Below are 22,265 nucleotides of genomic sequence, written 5' to 3'. Positions count from 1 at the left end.
GGCCCTAGTCCAGCAGCTGGTAATGGATCGGCTTGAAGCTGCCGCCATTGGAGGCATAGGCCGAACAGGCCGTCAGCCCGATCACGCAATCCATGGCTGCGCGCAGCGTGATGAAGTCGCCGGGCGCCGACACCGGGGGATCGACCTGCAGCGTGCCGTCAGGCGCCACCGGCACGTTCATGAACAGGTTGAAGGCGGTGGGGATCGCATCCGGCTCCACGCCATAGGGCGCCAGCGCCTCCGCCAGATTGCCGAAGCAGCCGCGATGCACCGGATGGTCCGGATAGAAGTGGCGAAAGGTCGCCTCGCTGCACGGGGTCAGCAGGAAATCATGCCGGCCGACGCTGTCCTCCACGATCTCCAGCAGCACGTTGGACCGGTTGGACCACAGCCGGTTGCCGGTGGTGAGCGCGATGGTCTCCTCGTAATCGAAGGTGCGCCCATTGCTGATCACCTCCCTTGTGTCGGCGGCGCTGAAGGCCAGCAGGTCGGACACCTGCACCCCCATCGGATCGATCACCTTCAACAGCTGCCCTGCGCGCAAGGTGAAGGCGGCCCCGCTGCGTGGCGGGATGACGTGCAGGCTCATTCCGGGGCCGATTCGCTGCGCTTGTCATGGAACGGGCAGGTCCAGTCCTCGCCAACCTGCCGGCCGGAATATTGCCGCGCCTCGCTCGTCTCACCATAGCGGGACAGCATCGGATTGACCGATCCGGCCAGCGCCACGTCGCGCTGCAGGATGGTCTTGCGCATCTTCTCGTACCGGCCGGCATCGCGCAGATGTTCGAACTGTTCATGCAGGTTGAACACCAGCGTGGGGTGGCGGAACCGGCGCGCCGGGCGGCTGGCGCCGGGATGCAGGCCGACCACGAAGAACGCCTCCCCACCGAAGCTGAGCGAGAAATGCGGGTCGGTCGGGTCGGAGCTGACGCGCTGGTCATAAGGTTGCCCACGCCACTGGTCCTTGTCGGCCAGCGATTGCAGCCGCTCCCACAGCAGCGCCTCGAACTGCTCCTCCGTCAGGTCGGTTGGCGTGTCATAGACCACCGCCAGCGAGCGCAGCCCTTCCGGGTCGGCGCGCCAGCCCTTGGCCCATTCCAGCAGTTCGGAGTGGATCTTGACGTCGTCCCACGCGCTTTCCAGCGAATGGCCGACGATCACCTTCAGCGTGCCGCGGGCAAGCGCCGACTTGGCCCCCACGCAGGGAAAGCCCGCTTCCGCGATCTGCGCGAACAGTTCCTCTCGCCGCAAGTCGGCGATATCATCAGCGATCAGCATGGGTGCCCCGGTATCCTTCGGGCGGCCAACGGATGGGCGTCGAGAGGTGTTCCGGGGTTAATGGATGTTAGTTCCGGGGGGATTTCTCCGTGGCATCGGCAACGGTCTGGTCCAGCGTGGCGCGATCCAGGCCGACAAGTTGCGCCGCCCGGTTCCGTTCCGCAGCCGAAAAGTCGGCGTAGCTTCGCCGTTCGCCCAGGGCCGCCTGAGCAAGCTTCATGCGCTGCTGTATGTCAGGCATCGCCTGGATCATGCGCGGCGTCACCTCCATGCCGGCAGACATGATCTGCGGATCGGCACTCAGCGCAAGCCACTGGCCTGCATAGGCCTTGCCGACGGGTGTGGCGAAGAAGGCTGCCATCTCCTCCAGCTCGGACTGCGTGAAGCGGCGGGCATGGGCCTCGGCCACGGCCTGACGCATGGATGGCTCCATTGCGGCAAAGACCTGCTCCAGGGCATCTGTGGCCACGGCCATGGAGACAGGGGTGCGTTGATCGTATGCCGAGTCGAACAGGCGTGCCAGTTCGGCCTGGCTGGGTTCGGGCACCGCCTGCCATTGCTCCACCGACAAGCCGAGCTGGTTGACCACGAAGAGGGTGTCGATCTTGCCCAGGCCGAGCAGTCCCAGCATCGGCCGGTAGGTCGTTCCAGCCAGCTTCGCCATCAGGCTGGCATAGCTGCCCGGCACCACGATCTGCTGCGCCAGGACGCTTGCCGCCGGCATGCGTGCCTCCTGTTCCGGCGTCAGCGGATCCGGCGGGAACAGCGCCTGCGCGAAGCCGCGGATGCCCTCGTCGGTCGCTTGCGCCTCCTGCGCCGCCACCGGGGTGGCGGGCAGGAGGGCGATGGCGCCCACTGCGAACAGAAGGCGCCGCAGCATCAGTGTGCCGCCTGTTCGCCGCGCTCCAGACCGGATGCCGCGAGTTGCTCGTCGATCTGGCCCATCAGCCGGTCCAGACCTTCCTGGGTGTAGCTTTCGGCGCGGGCGACCAGCACGTCCTGCGTGTTGCTGGCGCGCAGCAGCCACCAGCCATCGTCGCTGGTCACGCGCACGCCATCGGTGTCGTTGACGTCCGCATCGGTCTTCGACAGCCGGTCCTTCACCTCGTCGATCGCGGCGAACTTTCGGCTTTCGTCGACCTGGAAGCGCATCTCCGGCGTGTTGAGCATCGCCGGCATGGCGCTCCTCAGCTCCGTCACCGACTTGCCCAGCCGGGCGCAGGCGGCGATCAGGCGGATGCCGGCATACAGCGCATCGTCATACCCGTAATAGGTGTCAGCGAAGAACACGTGCCCGCTCATCTCGCCGGCCAGCGGAGAGCCCGTTTCCTTCATTTTGGACTTAATCAGGCTGTGGCCCGTCTTCCACATCAGCGGCTTGCCGCCATGTGCCGCCACCTGATCGAACAGCGCGCGGCTGGCCTTCACGTCGGCGATGATCGTCACGCCCGGCTGCCGCTGCAGCAGGTCCTCGGCATAGATCATCAGCAGCTGATCGCCCCAGATGATGCGCCCTTCGCCGTCGATCGCGCCGATCCGGTCGCCGTCCCCGTCGAAAGCCACACCGAAATGGAGGTTCTTCTCCGCGACCAGCCTTTGCAGATCCTTAAGGTTTTCCGGGACAGTGGGATCGGGATGATGATTGGGGAAATTGCCATCAACTTCGGTGAACAGCAGATGATGCTCCCCCGGCAGACGGGCGGCGAGCAGCTCCAGCGCGGGGCCGGCGGCGCCGTTGCCCGCGTCCCAGCCGATCCGCAGCTTGCCGAGCTCTTCCGGGTCCACACCTTCCAGACCGGTCAGCAGGCGCTCTATGTAAGCGTCCATGACATCCAGCGCGTGCACTTCGCCCGTTCCGTCGTCCCAATCACCTTCCGCCGCCATCCGGCCCAGCGTCTGGATGTCGGCGCCAAAGAACGGACGCCCCTGAAATACCATCTTGAAGCCGTTATAATTGGCGGGATTGTGGCTGCCGGTTATCTGAATGCCGCCATCAACCTGTTCGTCTGACGCCTCGGCATAATACAGCATGGGCGTCGCCCCCATGCCGATCTTGCGTACGTCGCAGCCGCTGGCGGTCAGGCCTTCGACCAGCGCATGTTCCAGCATCGGGCTGCTGACGCGGCCGTCATAGCCGACCGCCACCAGCTTGCCGCCGGCGCGGCGCAGCAGCGTGCCGAAGCCGCGGCCGATGGCGCGGGCATCCTCCGCCCCCAGCGTTTCGCCGATGATCCCGCGAATGTCGTATTCGCGCAGCACGGTTGGGTGGAACTGGTGGCTCATTGGTCCTCCTTGGACGATGGAATCTGATGTTCGACGGGCAGTTGCGCGATCAGCAGGTCGCGCGCCTCGTTGGCGCGGTGCACCATGGCGGTACTGCCGCCCCGGTCCGGGTGGACGGTGGCGATCAGCCGGCGATGCGCGGCGTGGATGTCAGGCCGGGTGGCGCCGGCGGGCACGGACAGCAGCTTGCGCGCACGATCGGTCTGCCGCTGCAGGCGGGTCGGCTTGGCCTGCCAGGGCCAGCGACCGGTGACCATCCACCACACCAGCACGGCCAGCAGGGCGATGATCAGGAATTTTGCCATGCTCAGGCGGCCTGGTAATCGGGCGCGGCGGCGGAGCTGCCGGCCACAGGGGTGAAGCGCGGCAGGTTCAGCGCCGCGACCAGCGTGCGCAGTTCCTGCCGGGCGACCAGGTGGCTGGTGCCCAGCTCGCCCAGATGCCCCTTGTCCAGCAGGGTCAGCCCGCTGGGGAACAGCTCGCGATAGATCACCCGTTCGGACAGGCCGTGCGCCACGCGGAAGCCGACCCGCTGCGACAATTCGTACAGCGCCTGGTCGATCCGCTTCTGGTTGCGCGCGTCCAGCCGCTGCACGCGGTTGCGCACCACCAGCCAGTCCATCTCCCGCCGACGCTCGCCGTCCTCCAGCTGGCGCATGGCGCGCTTCTTGCGCGCTTCCCAGATCAGTTCGGCATAGAAGCTCAGCCGCCGGACCTTGAAGGTCTCCGCATCCACCTGGCCGATCAGGTCGAAATCGACAAAGCTGTCATTCATCGGCGTGACCAGCGTGTCCGCCTGCGCCGCCGCATGGCGGGCCAGCGGATCGTCGCGCCCGGCGGTGTCGAACAGCACCACGTCCATGCCCTGCCCCAGCTCCGCCACGCGCTCTTCCAGCGCGGCGATGTCGGCCGGGTCGTCACCCGTCGGGGCGAACACGTCGAACCGGGCGCCGGGCAGCTCGATCTCCCGGCGCTTTTCCGTGTCGATGCGATTCTCGAAATAGCGGTGCAGCGTGCGCTGGCGGTGATCCAGGTCGATCGCCGCGACCCTGGCCCCGCCATAGGCCAGCGCGACCGCGACATGCACGGCGGTGGTCGACTTGCCCGTGCCGCCTTTTTCATTGGCGAACACGATACGGTGCGGGGCGTGGGGGCGCGGTTCGGAAGCCATCGGCGGTGCTTGTAATGCTGCGCCGCGGCGCTGCCTAGCCTTCCATCGCTGCTTGCAGCACGGGGGCGAGCCAGCGGGCGACCTCGGCCACCTGGTCGTCCGCCTCCAGCAGGTCCTGCCGGATCTCTATTTCCAGCCATTGCAGGGCATTGGGGAAGGCGTGGCGGGGGACCGTGTAATCGGTGTCGTCGAAGGCGTAGGGCTGGTTGTCCCCCACCGTCAGTCCGGGCACCTGCCGCAGGCCCGCCAGCACGCGGCGGCCATAGTCGGAGCCCGGCCCGCCATGGATCACGCCGGCCTGCCACGGGCGCTCCTCCGCGCCGAAGACCGGCGTGAAGCTGTGCAGCGCCACCAGGATGGTCGGCAGGCCCGCCACGCGGCGTTCGTCCAGCAGATCGGCGATCGCCCGGTGATAGGGCTCGTGAATCGCCGCGATGCGGGCGGCCCTCGCCTCACCGGACAGATCCCTATTGCCGGGAATGGCGGTGCCGTCGCTGACATGCGGCATGGCGTCGGCGCTGAACGGGTCGCGGTTGCAGTCCACCACCAGCCGTGAATAGGTCTGCGAAACAAATGTTGCACCAAAGTGTTCAGCCAGCAGCCGCCCCAATTGTCCGACCCCTATGTCCAGCGCGATATGCCGGCGCCGATCCGCTTCCCCCACGCCCAGCGTGCCCAGGGATCGCGGAATCAGCGCCCCGGCATGATCGCCCAGGAACAGCAGGGGCCCGGGCGCGAGAGGCGGCCCGATCAGGGTGACGGGGGCGGGGTCTGCCGGGCAAAGCACTGGTTCGGTCATTCCGGCAGGAGAAGCCCATGCGCATGGTTGCCGTCAACACATACAGGGGGTCTCGCCCATGCTGATCCGCACCGGTTTCGACATCTGCTTCCGCACCTGGCAGCCGATCCCGACCAATCTGTTGCTCAGTGTCCTGCCCGAGCACGAACCGCAATTGCGCACGCTGCAGCGGATCGTAACTGAGCCGGAGATCCAGCTGCACCATTTCCGCGACGGGTTCGGCAATCACGCCACCCGCTGCGTACTGCCGCCCGGCGACACCTGGGTGCGCAGCGATTTCGTGATCGAGGTGCCGGACACGGCCGATCCGGTGGTGCCCGATGCCGTGCAGCATCCAGTGTCGGAGCTGCCGGACGAGGTGCTCGTCTACCTGCTGGGCAGCCGTTACTGCGAGGTCGGCCGGCTGACGCAGGAGGCGTGGGGCGCGACTTCGCACCTCGCCAGCGGATGGGACAAGGTGCAGGCGCTGGTGGCGCTGGCGCATGACCGGGTCGAGTTCGGGTACCACCATGCGCGCAACACCCGGTCCGGCTCCGACGCCTGGCATGAACAGGTCGGCGTGTGCCGCGACTTCGCCCATCTGGCGGTGACCCTGTGCCGGGAGATCAACATCCCGGCGCGCTACTGCACCGGCTATCTGGGCGATATCGGCGTCGATCCGGTCGACGCGCCGATGGATTTCTCCGCGTGGTTCGAGGCCTATATTGGCGGGCGCTGGTACACTTTCGACGCGCGCCACAACCGCCCGCGCGTGGGCCGGATCGTGATGGCACGGGGCCGTGATGCGACCGACGCGGCGATCACCACCCATTTCGGCCCGGCGAACCTGGTGCATTTCCATGTGCATACGGACGAGGTGGCCGATACCGACCTCAGCCGCCCGCCAACAGAGACGGTCGTGCCGCAGTTCGAGGGCAAGTTCGGCTAGGCTTCGCCCGCCCGCACCGCCGACACCACGCTGCGCCCGCCATTGCGCGGGCGCAGCAGCGTCACCCCGGCCAGCACCGCGATATTGGCGGCGAGGCCGATCACGCCGAGATTCAGCCCGCCGACTGGCACATTGCCCAGCCACAGCGCCAGCACCAGCCCGTCGCCCGCCACGATCCCGCCGATCACCGCCGCCACCGGCACGCGGGGCAGCAGCAGGGCGGCGATGAAGCCGGGCAGGGTCTGCACCACCCCGAAATAGAACAGATTGTTCAGCCGAGCCATCAGCGTGCCCCCGCTCTCCGCGCTCAGCAGGCTGAGCAGCAGGAAGGCGGCGACGACCCACCGGCTCCAGCGCTGCTGCGCCGCGCTGCCCAGGTTCGGTGCCAAATTGCGCGTGACCAGCGGGCCGATCGCCAGGCACACGCTGGACAGGATCACCAGCCCCGACAGCGCCACTGCCGCCATCACCAGCCCCATGGCCGCCGGATGCAGCAGCACCTCCGCCACGGCCAGGAACACGTAGTCAGGCTCGGAAGGCACGATGCCATGCCCCTGCGCATAGGTGGCGGTCGCCATCAGCAGCGGGAACATCAGCATGTAGAGCGGGGCCGCCACCTGCGCGCGGCGGATCGCCTGCGGGTTCTTGGCGGAAAACAGGAAGGCCCAGTTCTGCGGGATCATGGTGAAGCCGACCGCCTGCAGCAGGATGGTGGAGATGGCGAACACCATGTCCGGCTGCGTGGCGGCGGGCGCGGGTACGGCTTGCGCTACGGCCGGCACCGCCTGCCAGTCCGCGATGGCGAGCCCGCCCACCAGCAGGATCGATCCCATCATCAGCAGGTCCTTCAGCACCGCCACGAAGGCGGAGGCGCGCAGGCCGGCGATCACCACATAGGCGAAGCACAGCAGCCCCGCCGCACCCGTCAGCAGCACCGGCCGCGCCTCCGGTGCCAGCCCGCCCAGCACCAGCCGGAGGCCGGTGAACTGCATGGTGCCGATCGGCAGCAGCAGGATGATGGAGGTGATCGCGATCAGCAGCTCCAGCGGCCGACTGCCCCAATGGTCGCGGAAGAAGTCAGGGATGGTGGCGCTGCCATACAGCCGCCCCGCCCGCCAGATCCACGGCCCCAGGAAATAGATGCAGCAGCAGGCCAGCAGGATGTAGCCGAAGAACCACAGCACAAAGGCGTCGCCACCATCATAGACCCCGCCGGGGAAGCCCAGCATGCTGGCAATGGAGTAGGTCTCCCCCACCGACAGGAAAAAGAACAGCACCGCGCCGAACTGGCCGGATGCGGTGAAGAAGGCGCGCGCGCCCTGCTGCCCATGCCCCCGGCGGGACCACAGTGCGATGCCGAGCGACAGCGCCATGATGGCGAGAAACACAGCCAGCGTCATGCGCGCGGACCCCAGCGATAGCAGACCGCCAGTAATGCGGTGGTCACCGGCGCGCACGCGAACAGGCACCAGTTTGCCAGGCTGATGCCCAGCAGGCGGGGTGCATCATCGGGCACCAGCAGGGCGCTCGCCAGGATCAGCGCCAGCGGCAGGACCAGCCCCACCAGTACCGGCCAGAGGCGGCTCATTGTTCGGGCAGGTCGCGCCAGCAGGTGACGTCCGCGCCCGGCGGCGGGGTGGCCGCGAACACACCGCGCGCCACCGCGCGGGCCAGCGTGTCGGCGGCGATCGTGCCGGCTTGCAGCACGGCCATGTGCCGCGCCATCTCCTCCACCGGCGCTTCCCGCTTGCCCGTGGCGAGCGCGAACACCACGTCGCCGTCGAACGGCGTGTGCACCGGGCGGATCGCGCGGGCGAGGCCGTCCTGCGCCATGATCGCCACGCGCTTCAGCTCCGTGGTGGTCAGCGCCAGATCGGTGGCGACGCACGCTATGGTGGTGTTCTCCCGCGCCCGCGCCAGCTTGGACAGGCCCCATTCCTCCGGGTTGGCGCGCAAGGCGCGGGGCGGCAGGCCGCCAAACTCGCCCTCCAGTTCGAACGGGCTGGCCCAGAAGTGCCGCGTGCCCGGCGCCACGACAGACCCAAGCGAATTGACCGCCACGATCGCCCCGACGGTGAAGCCGCCGCTGGCCAGCGTGGAGGCGGAACCGATGCCGCCCTTCAGCCCGCCCGCCATCGCACCATAGCCCGCGCCTTCCGTGCCCAGCGCAAACTCCGCGCCGGCGGCAGCCAGGGCGCGGCGGCCCAGATCGTTGTAGGGCGGCTGCGCGCCCCATGCCTTGTCACCGCCATTGGCCAGGTCATACAGGATCGCACCCGTCACGATGGGCGACACCGGCACGCCCGCGCTGGCGAGGCCGCCATAGCCGATGCCGCGCGCGCCCAGCTCCGCCGCGACGCCATCGGCGGCGGCGAGGCCGTAGGACGATCCGCCCGACAGGGTCACGGCGTTGACCGCATGGACCAGATTGTGCGCGTCCATCACGTCGCTCTCGCGCGTGCCCGGCCCGCCGCCGCGTACGTCGATTGCCGCCTGCAACAGGCCGTCCCCCAGGATCACTGTGGCGCCGGTGCGAATACGTGGATCGTCGGCCTGCCCGACGGTGAGGCCGGCCACGTCGGTGATCAGATTGCGCGGCCCGGTGCGCGCCGCCGCCTCCGCCGTCTGCGCGCGAAGCGGCCCGGCCATCAGCAGGCCGGCCACTCCGGCCCCGCCGGCCAGCACGCTCCTGCGATCAAGTGTCATGCGCTGCATCCCGCTGCCGTGGCGTTTCTGCCACTTCTTCGCAAGCAAATCGAGGGGCGGGGTGTGCAGGTGCAGCAGGACCGCTATTGCGCCACCGCCATGAAGATCCTGCTGCCTGCCGTCACCCTGCTTGCCCTCACCACCCCGGCCTTGGCGGAGGAAGCGGAGGGCGAGCCGATCCTGGTCACCGCCCAACGGCGCGAGCAGGCGGCGCAGGATGTCGGTATCGCACTCAGCGTCATCGACGATACCGTTCTGGCGCAGCGCGGCATCACCAATGTGAACGGGCTGGCCGATGCCACCCCCAGCCTGGAGATCGAGCCGGCCTTCGGCGGCGGCGCGCCGCAGTTCCGCCTGCGGGGCGTCGGCTTCCAGGATTACGCCACCAACAATGCGCCCAGCGTGGGCGTCTATGTCAACGAGGTCGCCCAGCCGGTGCCCGCGATGACGCAGGGCCTGCTGTTCGACATCGCCCGGGTGGAGGTGCTGCGCGGCCCGCAAGGCACGCTGTATGGCCGCAACACCACCGGGGGCGCGGTCAATTTCGTCACCAACCGGCCAACCGATGCGCTGGGCGCCGGCGCCACGCTGGAACTGGGCCGCTTCGGCGCGCTGCTGGGGGAGGCGCACCTGAACGCGCCGCTAGCCGATGGTGTTTCGCTGCGGCTGGCGGGTGCCACGCAGCAGGGCGGCGCGTACCAGACCAACCGCGACAATGGCCGGAGCCTGGGCGATGCGAACCGGCTGGGTGCCCGCGCGCTGCTGGCGATCCGCCCGGCGGGCAGCGGCTTCGATGCGCTGCTCGACCTGCACTGGGGCCGCGACCGATCCGAAGCGGTCGGCCTGTACCTGCTGAACGACCTGCCCACCCGCGCCGGCGCCGGGCCGGTGATCCCGGCGGACCGCGACCGCTTCGCCACCGGCTGGGGCATCTCGCCGCGGCTGGCCGCCGATACCGGCCTGGACGAAGGCGCGAAGCCCGGCGTGGACAATGACAGCCGCGGCGCCTCCGCCCGGCTGGCCTACGATTTCGGCGCGGTCACGCTCACCAGCCTGACCAGCTACGACCGGCTCGACCGGCGGCAGTTCGGCGACTGGGACGCCAGCGCCAGTGTCGAGGCGGACACCTTCTTCGGCAGCGAGGTGGAGGTCTGGTCGCAGGAGCTGCGCCTGGCCGGCAGCACCGGCGCGCTGGCCTGGACTGCGGGGGCCTACTGGTCGCAGCAGCAGCTGGACGAACGCTATTTCAGCGACTTCATCGACGTCTACGGCACCTATGCCCGCGTGACTTACGCGCAGGAGGTCGAGTCCCTGGCGGTGTTCGGGCAAGCCGAGCTGGCGCTGTCGCCGCAATGGAAGCTGGTCGCCGGCCTGCGCTACGAGGAGGAGACGCGCGAACTGCAGGGGTTCGGCTCGGCGTTCGGCGGTGCGCAGGCCCTGCCGCCCACCGACGCCCGCACCCGCATGCAGCCGCTGACGGGCAAGCTGGCGCTGGAATGGTCCCCGGCCGACGACCTGCTGCTCTATGCCTCGGCCAGCCGGGGCGTGAAGTCGGGCGGCTTCACCACCTATAACACCGGCGATCGCAGCGGGATCGAGCCCTTCGCGCCCGAGACGCTGTACGCCTACGAACTGGGCATCAAGAGCCAGCCGGCACCCTGGGCGCAGGTCAATGCGGCGGCGTTCTGGTACGATTACCGGGACCAGCAGGTGCTGTCCGCCGTCTATGGCGCGAACGGGCCGGTTGGGCGCTTCACCAATGCGGACCGCTCGCGCATCGCCGGGGCGGAGGTGGAGCTGGCGCTGACCCCGCTGCCCGGCCTGCTGCTGGCGCCCTTTGCCGGGTTCAAGCATGGGCAATATCTCGAGTTTGAGGATCTGGACGTGCCCGCCAGCCGCGCCGCGAGGCAGGCGGTCTTCGTGGACCGTGCCGGCGAGACGATCCCCTTCCCGCGCTGGTCCGCCGGCGCGCAGATCGCCTGGGAGCTGCCGCTGAACGGGCTGACCCTGACGCCCGGCTCCACGCTGACCTGGCGCAGCCGCTACCCTTCATGGCTGGGCGAGACCTACGACATCCCGGCCTATTTCGTGGCCAATGCCGAACTCGCGCTGGCACCGGCGGACGGATCGTGGCGGGTGGCGCTGTGGGGCCGCAACATCTTCAACCGCGAATACGACCTGACGCGCAATTTCTTCACCAGCGCCGATATCGCGCAACCGGCCCGGCCAGCCAGCTACGGCATCAGGATCAGCGCGGAATATTAAAGGCAGGCGCCCGCCGCCGCCAGCCGTTCGCGCATGACGCTGCGCAGCTCCTCCGGCCCCTCGATGCGGACCTCCCCGCCCCAGGTGAACAGGTGGTCGGCGATCTCGCGCAGGCCGCCGGCATGGAACCGCACCAGCAGCTCGTCACCATCCTCCTCCACCACCTGCCCGGGGTGGAAGCGCCAGGCGCGCGCGCGTGACACGGCGGCCGGGGCGACGCGCAGGACCACGTCGTGCCCCTCCTCCCGCCAGATACCGAAACTGCCCGCCATCCAGGCGTCCAGATCCCATGTCTCGTCGGGGCAGCCCGGCTCGTTGCCGATGCGCGGGTCGCTCATGCGGTCCAGGCGGTAGGGGGCGGGCGGGCGGTCCCGGCCCGGCATCTGCCCGATCAGATAGGTGACGGGGCCGTGGATCAGCCCGACCGGAATCACCCGGCGCCAGCGCGGCTCGTCCCACCCTTCGCGAAGATAGTCGAACTCCAGGCACTGCCCGGCCATGATCGCGCCCTGCACCTGCGCCAGCGCGGACGATTCGCCCGGCGCCAGCGGACCAGCGGGCACGAATTGCCGCTGCAGCCGGGCGAGCGGCTCCAGATCAGGGTCCAGCTTGCGCTTTTCCCGGTCGTCGAGCGCGGCGCGCACCTTGCTGCCGAGCGTCTCGAGCAGCGGCGCATGGGCTGCCCCTTCGCGCCGTGCTCCTTCCGCCGCGGTCTGCAGCGCGGCCAGTTCGGCGGCGTTGGGTCGGGTATAGACCCGCCGCAAGGTGCCGCGAATGCGGAACCGCTTGCGGCGTTCGACTACGTCCTCGTCCAGCTCGAAATGCAGGCGGATGACGTCGCGCAACCGCTCCGCCGTGCGGCGATCGGTGCCGATCGCCTCCGCCATCTCGTCCAGCGTCAGCCCGTCGGCCGTATCGTTCAGCGCACCGACCAGCGTCAGCAACCGGTCCAGCCTGGCCATACGCGCCATGATCCACCCCCCCTCAGGACATTACGACCGCAAATGTCGTATATCGGGCAGCCGGTGTCAAAGGGGAAGGAAAGTGGAGCGGGTAGCGGGAATCGAACCCGCATAGCCAGCTTGGAAGGCTGGAGCTTTACCACTAAGCTATACCCGCTCGCGCCAGGCGCAAATGCCACCGGTCGCGACCGATCGCAAGCGTGATGCGCGGCGTTCTCCCTAATCCTGCGTCAGACGCTGCGCCGCGCTCGGGCCGCGCTGCTCCTCTTGCCCAGCAGAGGCGCCTCCGCCTTCAGGCGCGGCGACGGTGATCTCCACCCGGCGGTTGCGGGCGCGACCGGCGTCGTCCGGCGTGCCGTCCGGCCGGGCATTGGGTGCCGCCGGGTTCTGTTCGCCCAGCGCGATGACGCGGATGCGCGCCTTGTCGATGCCGTGCGCGACCAGCCAGTCCGCCACGGCCTGCGCGCGCCGGCGCGATGTGGCAAGGTTGGCACCGTCCGTGCCGTCGCTGTCGCTGTGGCCGCGCAGCACGATCGGCCAGCCTTCCTTCAGCGCCTTCGCCTCCAGCATGCCGGTCAGCTGCGTCTCCGCCTCCTGGGTCAGTCGGGCCCCTTCCGGAAAGGACACCGTCAGCGCCAGCGGCTCCGGCGGGAGGTCGACGGCGGGCTCGCTGGCCACGTCAGGACGGATGATGGAGGCGACGGCGGTTTCCGACGGGGTGGCGCTGGGCACGCTGATCACGGGCGGCTCCTGCGCCGTGGGCGAAGCCTCGGGCGCCGGATCGGACCCGGCATCGCGGCATCCGGCCAGCAATACGGCACCCAGCATTCCGGAAACCAGCAGGGTCGTTCGGATGGTGGCTGTCATGTTGCTCCCTCTGCGGTGATGGTCTGTTCGCGGCGGCCGGCGCGCCGGGCGGCGGCGTCCTCCGGCGTGCGCTGGCGCGGCGGGCCGAAGGAGATGATGGTGTCGCCTTCCTGCGGCTCGGGCGCGCTGGCATGGGTGAAGAAGCGCATCTGCCCGCCGGGGCGCAGCAGCAGCAGCGTCTGCGCACCTTCGGGCAACGCCTCGCGCGCCTCCGCCAGGCCGAACTGTTCCGACAGGCGGGTGCGGCGGAACACCCAGCCTTCGTCCTGCCAGGCCGCCAGCTGTTCGGGCGTGATCGCATCGGCGAACAGCGCGCGGCCGCGCAGCGATGCGGGCAGCGCGCGGTGGTCTTCCTCGTCCACCCGGTCGCCCAGCTGGTAGACGCGGTCCGTGCCGATCTCCGGCGCGAACTCCGAACAGACCAGCGTGTTGTAGGCCTCGTTGTCCGTGGCGGCGACCAGCACCTGGAACGGGGTGAGGTCCAGCTTGTCCTCCGTCGCCTCGTGCAGGATCTCGCCGTGATAGGTCGGCAGGCCCGCGGCCCGGGCGGGCTTCAGCCGGGTCCAGTTGCCGTCCACCAGCAGCACGGGCGTTTCCAGGTCGTGCATCTGCTTGGCCAGCGCCACGGTCCACGGGGTCGCGCCGACGATCAGCAGGCCGGGGCGCGTCTCCCCCTTGATCTTCAGCAGCCGGGCGACGAGGTTCAGCGTGAAGCCATGCGCCACGATGGTCGCCACCACCACCGCGAAGCTGAGGCCGATCAGGATGGAGCCATCGGCATAGCCGAGCTCGTTCAGGCGCAGCGCGAACAGGCCCGAAATCGCCACCAGCACGATGCCGCGCGGCGCGATCCATGCCACGAACAGCCGCTCGTTCCATGGCACGGAACTGCCCAGCAGGCTGAGCAGCACGGTGGCCGGCCGCACCAGGAACAGCAGCGCCAGCAGGAAGGCGCCGAAACGCCATTCAAAGCTCGCCAGCTCTTCCACGTTCAGGCTGGCCGACAGCAGGATGAACAGGCCGGAAACCAGCAGCACCGCCACATTCTGCTTGAAGGAGTGGATCGACCTGAGGCCCGCCGCAGGCATGTTGGCCAGCGCGATGCCCATCACCGTCACCGCCACCAGCCCGGCCTCATGCGCGATCAGGTTGCAGCCGACGAACACGCCGACCACCGTCACCAGCAGCACCGGCGCCTTCAGATATTCGGGGATCAGGCCGCGGGGGAACGCCCAGGCGATCAGCCAGGCCGCGCCATAGCCGATGCCGCCCGCCAGCACGGCGGCGACCAGCAGCGGCCCGACGACCTCCACCAGGGTGGCGCCTTCCTGCGACAGGCGGAAATATTCGTACGCGATCACGGCGCACAGCGCGCCGACCGGATCATTTACGATGGCTTCCCACTTCAGGATACCGGCGGGGCGTTGCTGCACGCTGCCCTGCCGCAGCAAGGGCATGACCACGGTGGGGCCTGTCACCACCAGGATGCCGGCGAACAGGATCGCGACCGGCCAGACCAGGCCGGCGATGTAGTACAGCGCCAGGCTGCCGAACAGCCAGCCCAGCGGCACGCCGAAGACGACCAGCCGCCACAGCGCGTCGCCCACCTTGCGCAATTCGCGAAATTCCAGGCTGAGGCCGCCTTCGAACAGGATCAGCGCCACGCCGATCGAGACCAGCGGCTCCAGCAGGTCGCCGAAGGCGGCGTGCGGATCGATCAGGTGCAGACCCGGTCCGGCGATGAACCCCGCCGCCAGCATCAGGACGATCGCCGGCCAGCCGGTGCGCCAGGCAATCCACTGCGCGCCGATCCCCAGCACGCCGATCAGCGCGATTACAAGTGCCTGATGTTCCATGACCCCGTGGCGTAGAGAAGATACCCTGCCCTGCCAATGCGCGGCCGGGCCAAAGGTGCCATGGCGGCCAGCCGCAGCCGCTCAGCAGTGGAGCAGGGCTGCGGGCGTGATACTTTGCTCCGCCAGCGCCGTATGGCCGCCCGCATCGTCCAGCGCGATCACGAACAATGCACGGTCGACAGTCGCGCCCGCCTGCCGCAGCAGCCGTGCCCCGGCCAGCGTAGTGCCGCCGGTCGCCAGCAGATCGTCCACCAGCAGCACGCGCTGGCCGGGCCGCACCGCCAGGGCCGACATCTCCAGCCGCGCGGTGCCATATTCCAGCGTGTAGTCGGTCGCCATCACCGGCGGCGGCAGCTTGCCCGCCTTGCGCAGCGGCACGAAGCCGATGCGCAGATGCGCGGCCAGCGCCGCGCCATAGATGAAGCCGCGGGCTTCCATGCCGGCGATCACGTCCGGCAGCGGTCCGGCCTCCGTCGCGAGGGCGGCCAGCAGATCGATCGCGTGGGCGAAGCCGGCGGCATCCGCCAGCAGCGGAGACAGGTCGCGGAACAGGATGCCCGCGGCGGGGAAGTCCGGAACGGTGCGGACCAGCGCCTGCAGCCGTTCCGGCCCTCTCACGCCTCGTGGTCGCCCGGTGTCGCGGTGGCGGTGACCGCGCCCTTGCGCTTCTTCGGCTTCACCGGCGCCCAGACCTGCTTCTTGGCATACCAGGCCAGCACCGTGGCAAACAGCAGGAAGCCCAGCACCGGCCAGCCGGTCTGCTTGCGCCGCACCAGCGTGGGTTCCGCGGTCCAGGTCAGGAAGGCGGACACATCCGTCGCCATCTGCTCGATCGTGGGATCGGTGCCATCGGCATAGGTCACCTGCCCCGGCGTCGTCAGTGGCGGCGCCATGGCGAGGTTGAGGTTGGGAAAATACGGGTTGAAGTGCAGCCCGGCCGGCGTTTCAAAGTCGGGGAACTCCTCCTTCAGCCGCTTGCCGTCGACGGAGAAGGTGTCCGGATTGCGATAGCCGGTCAGCAGCGAACGGACATATTCCGTGCCGTGATGGCGCGCCTTGGTGATCAGCGACAGGTCGGGTGGCACGGCATTGTTGTTGGCCGCCGCCGCCGCCACGTCATTGGGATAGGGCGAGGGGAAATAGTCGGTCGGCGTGCCCGGCCGGGTGCTGGCCTCGCCCGTGACCGGGTCGATGCCGGGAACGACCCAGCTGGCCGCCTCCGCCTTCACCTCGGCCTCGGTATAGCCCAGCTCCGCCAGGTTGCGCAGCCCGACCAGCTTCAGCGAATGGCAGGCGGAGCAGACCTCCTTGTACACCTGGTACCCACGCTGCAGCTGCTGGTAGTCCCAGGTGCCGAGCGCACCGTCGAACTGGTAGCTGGCGTGGCGCGGGGCCAGGTGGAACTCGTGCTCTGCCGTGGGAGAGACCTCTTCGGTCGCAAAGGTCCAGGCACCGAAGACAAAGGCCAGCAACACCACGAAGGTGAAGACCAGGCCGACGAGGATGCCGATCAGGCGCGTCATGTGTGTGTTCCCTCTCGCGCCAGATCAGACGGCAGGCCGGGCGTTTTCGCCCTGGATCATGTGGCCCTTCACCGTGCCGTCATCGGCAGGCGTGCCCAGTACGGCGTCGGTGATGGAGTACGGCAACGGCTCCGGTCGTTCCACCAGGCTGACGATCGGCAGGATCACCAGGAAGTGGAGGAAGTAGTACGCCGTCGCGATCTGGCTCAGCATCACATAGGGCTCTTCCGCCGGGGCGCCGCCGCACCAGAACAGCACCGCCATGCACGGGATCAGCCCGAACAAGAAGAACTTGCGGAACAGCGGCCGGTAATGCCCGGACCGCACCGGCGAGCGGTCGAGCCAGGGCAGGAAGAACCAGCACAGGATCGCGCTGAACATGGCCAGCACGCCCCACAGCTTCGCCGGCAACAGGAAGTCCGAGGTGAAGGCGCGCAGGATCGCGTAGAACGGCCAGAAATACCATTCGGGCACGATATGCGCCGGGGTGGAGAGCGGGTTGGCCGGGATGTAATTGTCCGGATGGCCCAGCGCGTTCGGCAGGAAGAACACGAACAGCGTGTAGATGATCAGGAATACGCCCAGCCCGAACCCGTCCTTCGCCGTGTAATACGGGTGGAACGGCACGGTGTCGGACTCGCTCTTCACCTCCACGCCCGTGGGGTTTGACGACCCTGGGATGTGTAGCGCCCAGATATGCAGGATCACGACGCCCGCGATCACGAAGGGCAGCAGGAAATGCAGCGAATAGAAGCGGTTCAGCGCGGCGTTGTCCGGCGCGTAGCCGCCCAGCAGCCAGATCTGCAGCGGCTCGCCCACCAGCGGGATCGCGCCGAACAGGCCGGTGATGACCTTGGCGCCCCAGAAGCTCATCTGGCCCCAGGGCAGGACGTAGCCCATGAAGGCGGTGGCCATCATCAGCAGGAAGATGACCACGCCCAGCAGCCAGATCATCTCCCGCGGGGCCTTGTAGGACGAGTAGAACAGGCCGCGGAAGATGTGGATGTAGACCACCACGAAGAAGAACGATGCGCCGTTGGCATGGGCGTAACGCAGCATCCAGCCCCAGTTCACGTCGCGCATGATGTGCTCGACCGAATTGAAGGCGACCAGCGCGTTGGCCGAATAATGCATCGCCAGCACCACGCCGGTGACGATCTGCAGCACCAGGCAGAAGCCCGCCAGAATGCCGAAATTCCAGAAATAGCTGAGGTTGCGCGGCACCGGGTAGCCGGCGCCCACCGCATTGTAGACAAAGCGCGGCAGCGGCAGCCGTTCGTCCAGGAAGCGCATCAGCGGCGCCTTGGGTTCGTAGGCCTTGGCCCAGGGAAAGCTCATGGTTCTGGTCCCTCCCCGCTCAGCCGATCACGACGGTCGTGTCGGTGGTGAATTCGTATTCCGGCACCAGCAGGTTCGTGGGCGCCGGCCCTTTGCGGATGCGCGCGGCCGTGTCGTAGTGCGAACCATGGCACGGGCAGAAATAGCCGCCGAACTCGCCCTTGTTCTCGCCCTCGCCCGCACCCAGCGGCACGCAGCCCAGATGGGTGCACACGCCCATGGTGATCAGCCAGTTGCCATGGCCGGCCTTGGTCCGTTCGGCCAGGGTCTGTGGATCGCGCAGCGAAGACACGTCCACCGCATCCGCCGCGGCGATTTCCTGCGGCGTCAGGTTGCGGATGAAGACCGGCTGCTTGCGGAACACCGCCTTGACCGCCTGGCCCGGCTGGATCGCCGACAGATCAAGCTCCGTCGTCGATTCGGCCAGCACGTCCTTGGACGGGGCCATCTGGCTGATCAGCGGATACAGCACCGCCAGCCCGCCCACGCCGGCGGCGGAGACTGCGGCGATGTTGATGAAATCACGCCGGCGCACGGGGTGCGTACCGGAATCGCCATCTGTGGTCATCGCGTCATCGGGGGCGGCGCCCGTGGTGCTTGCCATCACTCTACCCTGTTGGTCGCCCGCGCTGGAGCCGATCCGCGCGCAACCTGTCCCTTGTTCTCCCGCCGCGCTGTTATCCGGTTTCCCAGATACGGCCCAGGCACGGCATTGCCCCCATGCCTAGCGGAGGGGCGGGTGAGTGCCAACAGTGATTTGGCAGCGGCACGTTTTGCGATCAAACGATATGGGCGCGCACCGATCGGCGGCGATCGGGCAGACCGATCAGGGACAGGTGCCGGCCATAATCCGCCTGGCCCCGATGCGTGGCCCGGCGAAAGGAGAAGAACCGGCCCACATCCGCATAGGTGTCGCAGGGCAGCACCGCCACCTGCCCGACCCCGCCATCCACCAGCCGGGCGGCGACAAAGCCCGGCAGGTCGAACTGCCAATGGCCCACGCGCGTGCCGGGCGCGAAGAAGCGGGCCTCGCCCCCATCCTTCCCCTTGGCGGCGAGGCGGGTGCGGAACGGGGCGTCGACCTCGTAGCTGGCCTGGCCGATGGTGGGCCCGATCGCGGCAGCGATGTCGGCCCGGCGGGCGCCCAGCCGCTCCATCGCGGCAAGCGTCGCCTCCACCACGCCGCCCACTGCGCCCTTCCATCCGGCATGCGCCGCGCCGACCACGCCGGCGGCGCGATCCGCCAGCAGGACGGGCGCGCAATCGGCGGTCAGGATGCCCAGCAGCAGGCCCGGCCGATCGGTCACCAGCGCATCGGCCTGCGGCCGCGCATCATCCGTCCACTCGCCTGCCTCCACGCAGGTGGTGCCATGCACCTGGTACACCCCCACCAGCCGCGCCCCAGGCAGGACGGCCTCGGCAGCCCGGGCGCGGTTCGCCTGCACGGGGGCGAGCGCGGGATCATCGGACGGCAGCCCCCGCAGCCCCATGTCGCCGGCCAGCGCGGTGCCGAAGCCGTGCGGCACCCCCGCCAGCGCGTCGCTGGTCAGCATGTCCTCAGCCAAGGGACCGGCTCACCTGTTCGAAGGTGTCGCGCGACAGGCGCGGGGCGGCGGCGATCCGCTCCAGCTGCTCGCGCATCAGCGCAGCCCGGCCCGGCTCGATCCGGCGCCAGCGGCCCAGCGGCGGCACGAAGCGGGCGGCGGTCTGGGGATTGAGCGGGTCGAGCGCCAGCACCGTATCCGCAATCATGCGATAGCCTTCGCCGTCCGCGGCATGGAAGGCGTGCGGATTGCCGACAAAGGCCATGAACAGCGAACGGGCGCGATTGGGATTGCGCAAGGTGAAATCGGGGTGCTGCGCCAGCGCCTGCACATGGGCCAGCGCCTGCGGATGCAGCGATTGGGCCTGCAGCGCGAACCATTTGTCGATCACCAGCGCATTGCTGCGGTGGCGGTTGTAGAAGTCCAGCAACCGCGCGGTCCGCTCCGGCGAGTTCAGACCTGCCAGCACCATCAGCGCGCCCTGCCGGTCGGTCATGGTGCCGCCGGGCTGGCAGGCTGCGTCATATTGCGCGGCGGCGAGTCGCGCCGCCAGCGCGGGATTGCCCGCGGCCAGGAACACCAGCGCCTGCGTCTTGACCTTGCGCGCGCCCTTGGCCGCCGCGTCGAAGCCGTTGCCGACCCGGCTCGCCCGGTCGTGCAGCGCCACCAGCTCGGCCTCCAGCTGCTGCGCCAGCCAGCCCTTCAGCTCCTCGCGCGCGGCATGGATGCGGCCGGGATCAGCGACCGGCAGCTGTTCGGCCAGGTAGGTCTCGCCCGGCAGGATCAGCAATTCGCCGCGCATCAGGTCGTCGATGCCGTCATCGGCCAGCACGGTGGCCAGCACGTCGCGGATCGCCGCCCGGCCGCCCTCGGTCCCCAGTTCCTCTGGCGCATCCCCGCGCACGGCGGACAGCAGGTGGCCGACCACCAGATCCTGCATCGCCTCGTACCGGGCAAAGGGATCGTCGTCGCGCGCGGCCAGGAACATCAGGTCCGCCGGCGCCACGTCGCGCCGGATCACCACGGGGGCGGAGAAGCCGCGATTGATCGACAGCACGGGCGCCTCGCCTGCATGCGGCAGGGTGAAGCTTTGCTCGGCCGCGGTCAGCACCAGCAGCGTCTCGGTGCCCAGCACGCCGGTCGCACGGTCGTGCAGCGCCAGCCGCAGCGGGATCGGCACCGGCTGCTTGCCCTCCTGACCCGGTGTCGCGGGCGTGCTCTGCGACAGGGTCAGCGTCACGCCATCTGCACCCGGCGCGACCGCGACGCGCACCTGCGGCGTGCCGGCCTGGCTGTACCAGCGGCGGAACTGGCGCAGGTCCATCCCGGTGCCGTCCTCCATCGCGCGCACGAAATCCTCGCAGGTCGCGGCTTCGCCATCGTGGCGCTGGAAATACAGGTCGCAGCCGGCGCGGAACCGTTCCGGCCCCGCCATGGTGCGCATCATGCGGATCACCTCCGCCCCCTTGTTGTACACGGTGGCGGTGTAGAAATTGCTGATCTCGCGAAAGGAATCGGGCCGGATCGGATGCGCCAGCGGGCCGGAATCCTCCGGAAACTGGACCGATCGCAGCACCCGCACATCCTCGATCCGCTTGACCGGCGCGCTGCCCATGTCCTGGCTGAACAGCTGGTCGCGCAGCACGGTGAAGCCTTCCTTCAGGCTCAGCTGGAACCAGTCGCGACAGGTGACGCGATTGCCGGACCAGTTGTGGAAGTACTCATGCGCGATCACGCCTTCGACCGCGTCATAATCGCCATCAGTGGCGGTGTCGGGGTCGGCCAGCACATATTTCGTGTTGAAGACGTTCAGCCCCTTGTTCTCCATCGCCCCCATGTTGAAATCGCTGACGGCGACGATGTTGAAGATGCCCAGGTCGTATTCGCGCCCGAACACCTCCTCGTCCCACCGCATCGAGCGCTTGAGCGACTGCATGGCGTGGTCAGTGCGGCCCTCATCCTCCGCGCGGACATAGATCGCCAGCTGCACCTCGCGCCCGTTCATCGTGGTGAAGCTGTCGCGCTGGGCCACCAGGTCGCCCGCGACCAGCGCGAACAGATAGGACGGCTTGGGCCAGGGGTCGTGCCATTCGGCCCAGTGTGTGCCGTCCTCCCCGGCACCCTTGCCCACCAAGTCGCCATTGGACAGCAGCACGGGGAAGTCGGCTCGTGGCCCGCTCATCCGCACGCGATAGGTGGACAGCACGTCGGGCCGGTCCGGGAAGAAGGCGATGCGGCGGAAGCCTTCCGCCTCGCACTGGGTGCACAGCATGCCGCCGCTGGCATACAGGCCCATCAGCTGGCTGTTGGCCATGGGGTCGATCCTGGTGGTAATGCCGACGGTATGGGCACCGCCGGGCAGGGTGACCAGCAGGTCCGGCCCTTCCATCACCCAGCTGTTCAGCACTTCCCCATCCACCAGCACTTCCAGCGCGGTCAGTCCGTCGCCGTTCAGGCGCAGCACCGGCGTGCTGTCGGCCGCCGGGTTGCGCGCCACCTCCAGTTCGGCCCGGATGGTGGTCTCGGTCAGGCCCAGCGTGAAATCGAGCCGCACATTGGGCACCAGCCACGGAAACGGGCGGTAATCCTCCCGCAGGATCACCGGCGGCTGCGGCGGCAGGGGCGGGGCGTCGGCCAGATGCGGGTTGCCGTCGGGCGTGGATGGGGTGCGGGCGATATCCATGGCAGATCCGGGCTTTCTTCGACTTCTGGCGTGCGCGATGCCGCCTTATGCCGCTAGAACGT

At 68.7% G+C, this 22,265-nt stretch carries 21 protein-coding genes and 1 tRNA gene; 2 read left to right on the top strand and 20 right to left on the bottom strand.

Going from position 1 to position 22,265, the window contains the following annotated elements:
• Positions 1 to 4: 4 nt before the first annotated feature.
• From D5S08_RS05100 to D5S08_RS05070, 7 genes are all read right to left on the bottom strand, one after another.
• Positions 5 to 589, bottom strand: a complete 585-nt coding sequence (locus D5S08_RS05100) for a DUF1989 domain-containing protein (RefSeq protein ID WP_175578871.1) — start codon at positions 587 to 589, stop codon at positions 5 to 7.
• Positions 586 to 1,278 carry a guanitoxin biosynthesis heme-dependent pre-guanitoxin N-hydroxylase GntA gene (gene gntA / locus D5S08_RS05095; protein WP_121116139.1) on the bottom strand — a complete coding sequence of 231 codons (693 nt, stop codon included), beginning with the start codon at positions 1,276 to 1,278 and terminating at the stop codon, positions 586 to 588. Before gntA ends, D5S08_RS05100 begins: the two co-directional genes overlap by 4 nt.
• A gap of 67 nt (positions 1,279 to 1,345) precedes the next feature.
• Entirely contained in the window at positions 1,346 to 2,158 is an 813-nt protein-coding gene (locus D5S08_RS05090; protein ID WP_121116137.1) for a DUF2059 domain-containing protein, read from the bottom strand.
• Positions 2,158 to 3,561 carry a phosphoglucomutase/phosphomannomutase PgmG gene (gene pgmG / locus D5S08_RS05085; protein ID WP_121116135.1) on the bottom strand — a complete coding sequence of 468 codons (1,404 nt, stop codon included), beginning with the start codon at positions 3,559 to 3,561 and terminating at the stop codon, positions 2,158 to 2,160. The genes D5S08_RS05090 and pgmG overlap by 1 nt, the downstream gene beginning before the upstream one ends.
• Positions 3,558 to 3,866 carry a J domain-containing protein gene (locus tag D5S08_RS05080; RefSeq protein WP_121116133.1) on the bottom strand — a complete coding sequence of 103 codons (309 nt, stop codon included), beginning with the start codon at positions 3,864 to 3,866 and terminating at the stop codon, positions 3,558 to 3,560. Before D5S08_RS05080 ends, pgmG begins: the two co-directional genes overlap by 4 nt.
• A 2-nt stretch (positions 3,867 to 3,868) precedes the next feature.
• Positions 3,869 to 4,732 carry a division plane positioning ATPase MipZ gene (locus tag D5S08_RS05075; protein WP_121116131.1) on the bottom strand — a complete coding sequence of 288 codons (864 nt, stop codon included), beginning with the start codon at positions 4,730 to 4,732 and terminating at the stop codon, positions 3,869 to 3,871.
• A gap of 34 nt (positions 4,733 to 4,766) precedes the next feature.
• Positions 4,767 to 5,531 carry an N-formylglutamate amidohydrolase gene (locus D5S08_RS05070; protein WP_121116129.1) on the bottom strand — a complete coding sequence of 255 codons (765 nt, stop codon included), beginning with the start codon at positions 5,529 to 5,531 and terminating at the stop codon, positions 4,767 to 4,769.
• 58 nt (positions 5,532 to 5,589) lie between these two features.
• On the opposite strand from D5S08_RS05070, the gene D5S08_RS05065 reads away from it, so the two are divergent.
• The gene (locus D5S08_RS05065) at positions 5,590 to 6,459 is read left to right on the top strand and encodes a transglutaminase-like domain-containing protein (RefSeq protein ID WP_121116127.1); all 870 of its coding nucleotides are present in this window, start codon (positions 5,590 to 5,592) and stop codon (positions 6,457 to 6,459) included.
• Here the strand turns inward: D5S08_RS05065 and D5S08_RS05060 are convergent.
• The 3 genes from D5S08_RS05060 to D5S08_RS05050 are packed head-to-tail and all read right to left on the bottom strand — an operon-like array spanning position 6,456 to position 9,165.
• Positions 6,456 to 7,859 (bottom strand): sodium:solute symporter family protein, encoded by a 1,404-nt coding sequence (locus D5S08_RS05060; RefSeq protein ID WP_121116125.1) that lies wholly within the window; start codon positions 7,857 to 7,859, stop codon positions 6,456 to 6,458. The two genes, D5S08_RS05065 and D5S08_RS05060, sit on opposite strands and share 4 nt — an antisense overlap.
• The gene (locus tag D5S08_RS05055) at positions 7,856 to 8,047 is read right to left on the bottom strand and encodes a hypothetical protein (RefSeq protein ID WP_121116123.1); all 192 of its coding nucleotides are present in this window, start codon (positions 8,045 to 8,047) and stop codon (positions 7,856 to 7,858) included. Before D5S08_RS05055 ends, D5S08_RS05060 begins: the two co-directional genes overlap by 4 nt.
• Positions 8,044 to 9,165, bottom strand: coding sequence for a P1 family peptidase (locus D5S08_RS05050; RefSeq protein ID WP_121116288.1), 1,122 nt, complete (start codon positions 9,163 to 9,165; stop codon positions 8,044 to 8,046). The genes D5S08_RS05055 and D5S08_RS05050 overlap by 4 nt, the downstream gene beginning before the upstream one ends.
• An 18-nt stretch (positions 9,166 to 9,183) precedes the next feature.
• Here D5S08_RS05050 and D5S08_RS05045 point away from each other — a divergent pair, with 18 nt between their 5' ends.
• Positions 9,184 to 11,430, top strand: coding sequence for a TonB-dependent receptor (locus D5S08_RS05045; protein WP_206610285.1), 2,247 nt, complete (start codon positions 9,184 to 9,186; stop codon positions 11,428 to 11,430).
• Here the strand turns inward: D5S08_RS05045 and D5S08_RS05040 are convergent.
• The 10 genes from D5S08_RS05040 to pepN all read right to left on the bottom strand — a co-directional run bounded on the left by D5S08_RS05040 (position 11,427) and on the right by pepN (position 22,203).
• Positions 11,427 to 12,401: a helix-turn-helix transcriptional regulator gene (locus tag D5S08_RS05040; RefSeq protein ID WP_175578870.1), complete on the bottom strand. Its 975-nt coding sequence runs from the start codon at positions 12,399 to 12,401 to the stop codon at positions 11,427 to 11,429. The genes D5S08_RS05045 and D5S08_RS05040 overlap by 4 nt on opposite strands.
• 74 nt (positions 12,402 to 12,475) lie before the next feature.
• Positions 12,476 to 12,549, bottom strand: a tRNA-Gly gene (locus D5S08_RS05035).
• A gap of 62 nt (positions 12,550 to 12,611) precedes the next feature.
• Positions 12,612 to 13,259, bottom strand: coding sequence for an OmpA family protein (locus D5S08_RS05030; RefSeq protein WP_121116119.1), 648 nt, complete (start codon positions 13,257 to 13,259; stop codon positions 12,612 to 12,614).
• A complete protein-coding gene (locus D5S08_RS05025; RefSeq protein WP_121116117.1) occupies positions 13,256 to 15,115 on the bottom strand; it encodes a cation:proton antiporter in 1,860 nt (619 codons plus the stop codon). Before D5S08_RS05025 ends, D5S08_RS05030 begins: the two co-directional genes overlap by 4 nt.
• An 81-nt stretch (positions 15,116 to 15,196) precedes the next feature.
• Positions 15,197 to 15,733, bottom strand: coding sequence for an adenine phosphoribosyltransferase (locus tag D5S08_RS05020; protein ID WP_121116115.1), 537 nt, complete (start codon positions 15,731 to 15,733; stop codon positions 15,197 to 15,199).
• On the bottom strand, positions 15,730 to 16,638 hold the full coding sequence (locus D5S08_RS05015; protein ID WP_121116113.1) for a cytochrome c1: 909 nt from the start codon (positions 16,636 to 16,638) through the stop codon (positions 15,730 to 15,732). The genes D5S08_RS05020 and D5S08_RS05015 overlap by 4 nt, the downstream gene beginning before the upstream one ends.
• Before the next feature lie 24 nt (positions 16,639 to 16,662).
• On the bottom strand, positions 16,663 to 17,976 hold the full coding sequence (locus D5S08_RS05010; protein ID WP_121116111.1) for a cytochrome b: 1,314 nt from the start codon (positions 17,974 to 17,976) through the stop codon (positions 16,663 to 16,665).
• A gap of 19 nt (positions 17,977 to 17,995) precedes the next feature.
• Positions 17,996 to 18,544 carry a ubiquinol-cytochrome c reductase iron-sulfur subunit gene (petA, locus tag D5S08_RS05005; protein ID WP_121116284.1) on the bottom strand — a complete coding sequence of 183 codons (549 nt, stop codon included), beginning with the start codon at positions 18,542 to 18,544 and terminating at the stop codon, positions 17,996 to 17,998.
• A 211-nt stretch (positions 18,545 to 18,755) separates the two neighbouring features.
• Complete coding sequence (pgeF, locus tag D5S08_RS05000; protein ID WP_121116109.1) at positions 18,756 to 19,529, bottom strand: peptidoglycan editing factor PgeF; 774 nt, start codon at positions 19,527 to 19,529, stop codon at positions 18,756 to 18,758.
• A 4-nt stretch (positions 19,530 to 19,533) separates the two neighbouring features.
• On the bottom strand, positions 19,534 to 22,203 hold the full coding sequence (gene pepN / locus D5S08_RS04995) for an aminopeptidase N (RefSeq protein ID WP_121116107.1): 2,670 nt from the start codon (positions 22,201 to 22,203) through the stop codon (positions 19,534 to 19,536).
• Positions 22,204 to 22,265: the final 62 nt, after the last annotated feature.

It is taken from the genome of Croceibacterium ferulae, from assembly GCF_003660445.1.
Classification (GTDB): domain Bacteria; phylum Pseudomonadota; class Alphaproteobacteria; order Sphingomonadales; family Sphingomonadaceae; genus Croceibacterium; species Croceibacterium ferulae.
The sequence above is the reverse complement of the archived record's forward strand: the minus strand, read 5'-3'. Positions and strand labels throughout refer to the sequence as shown.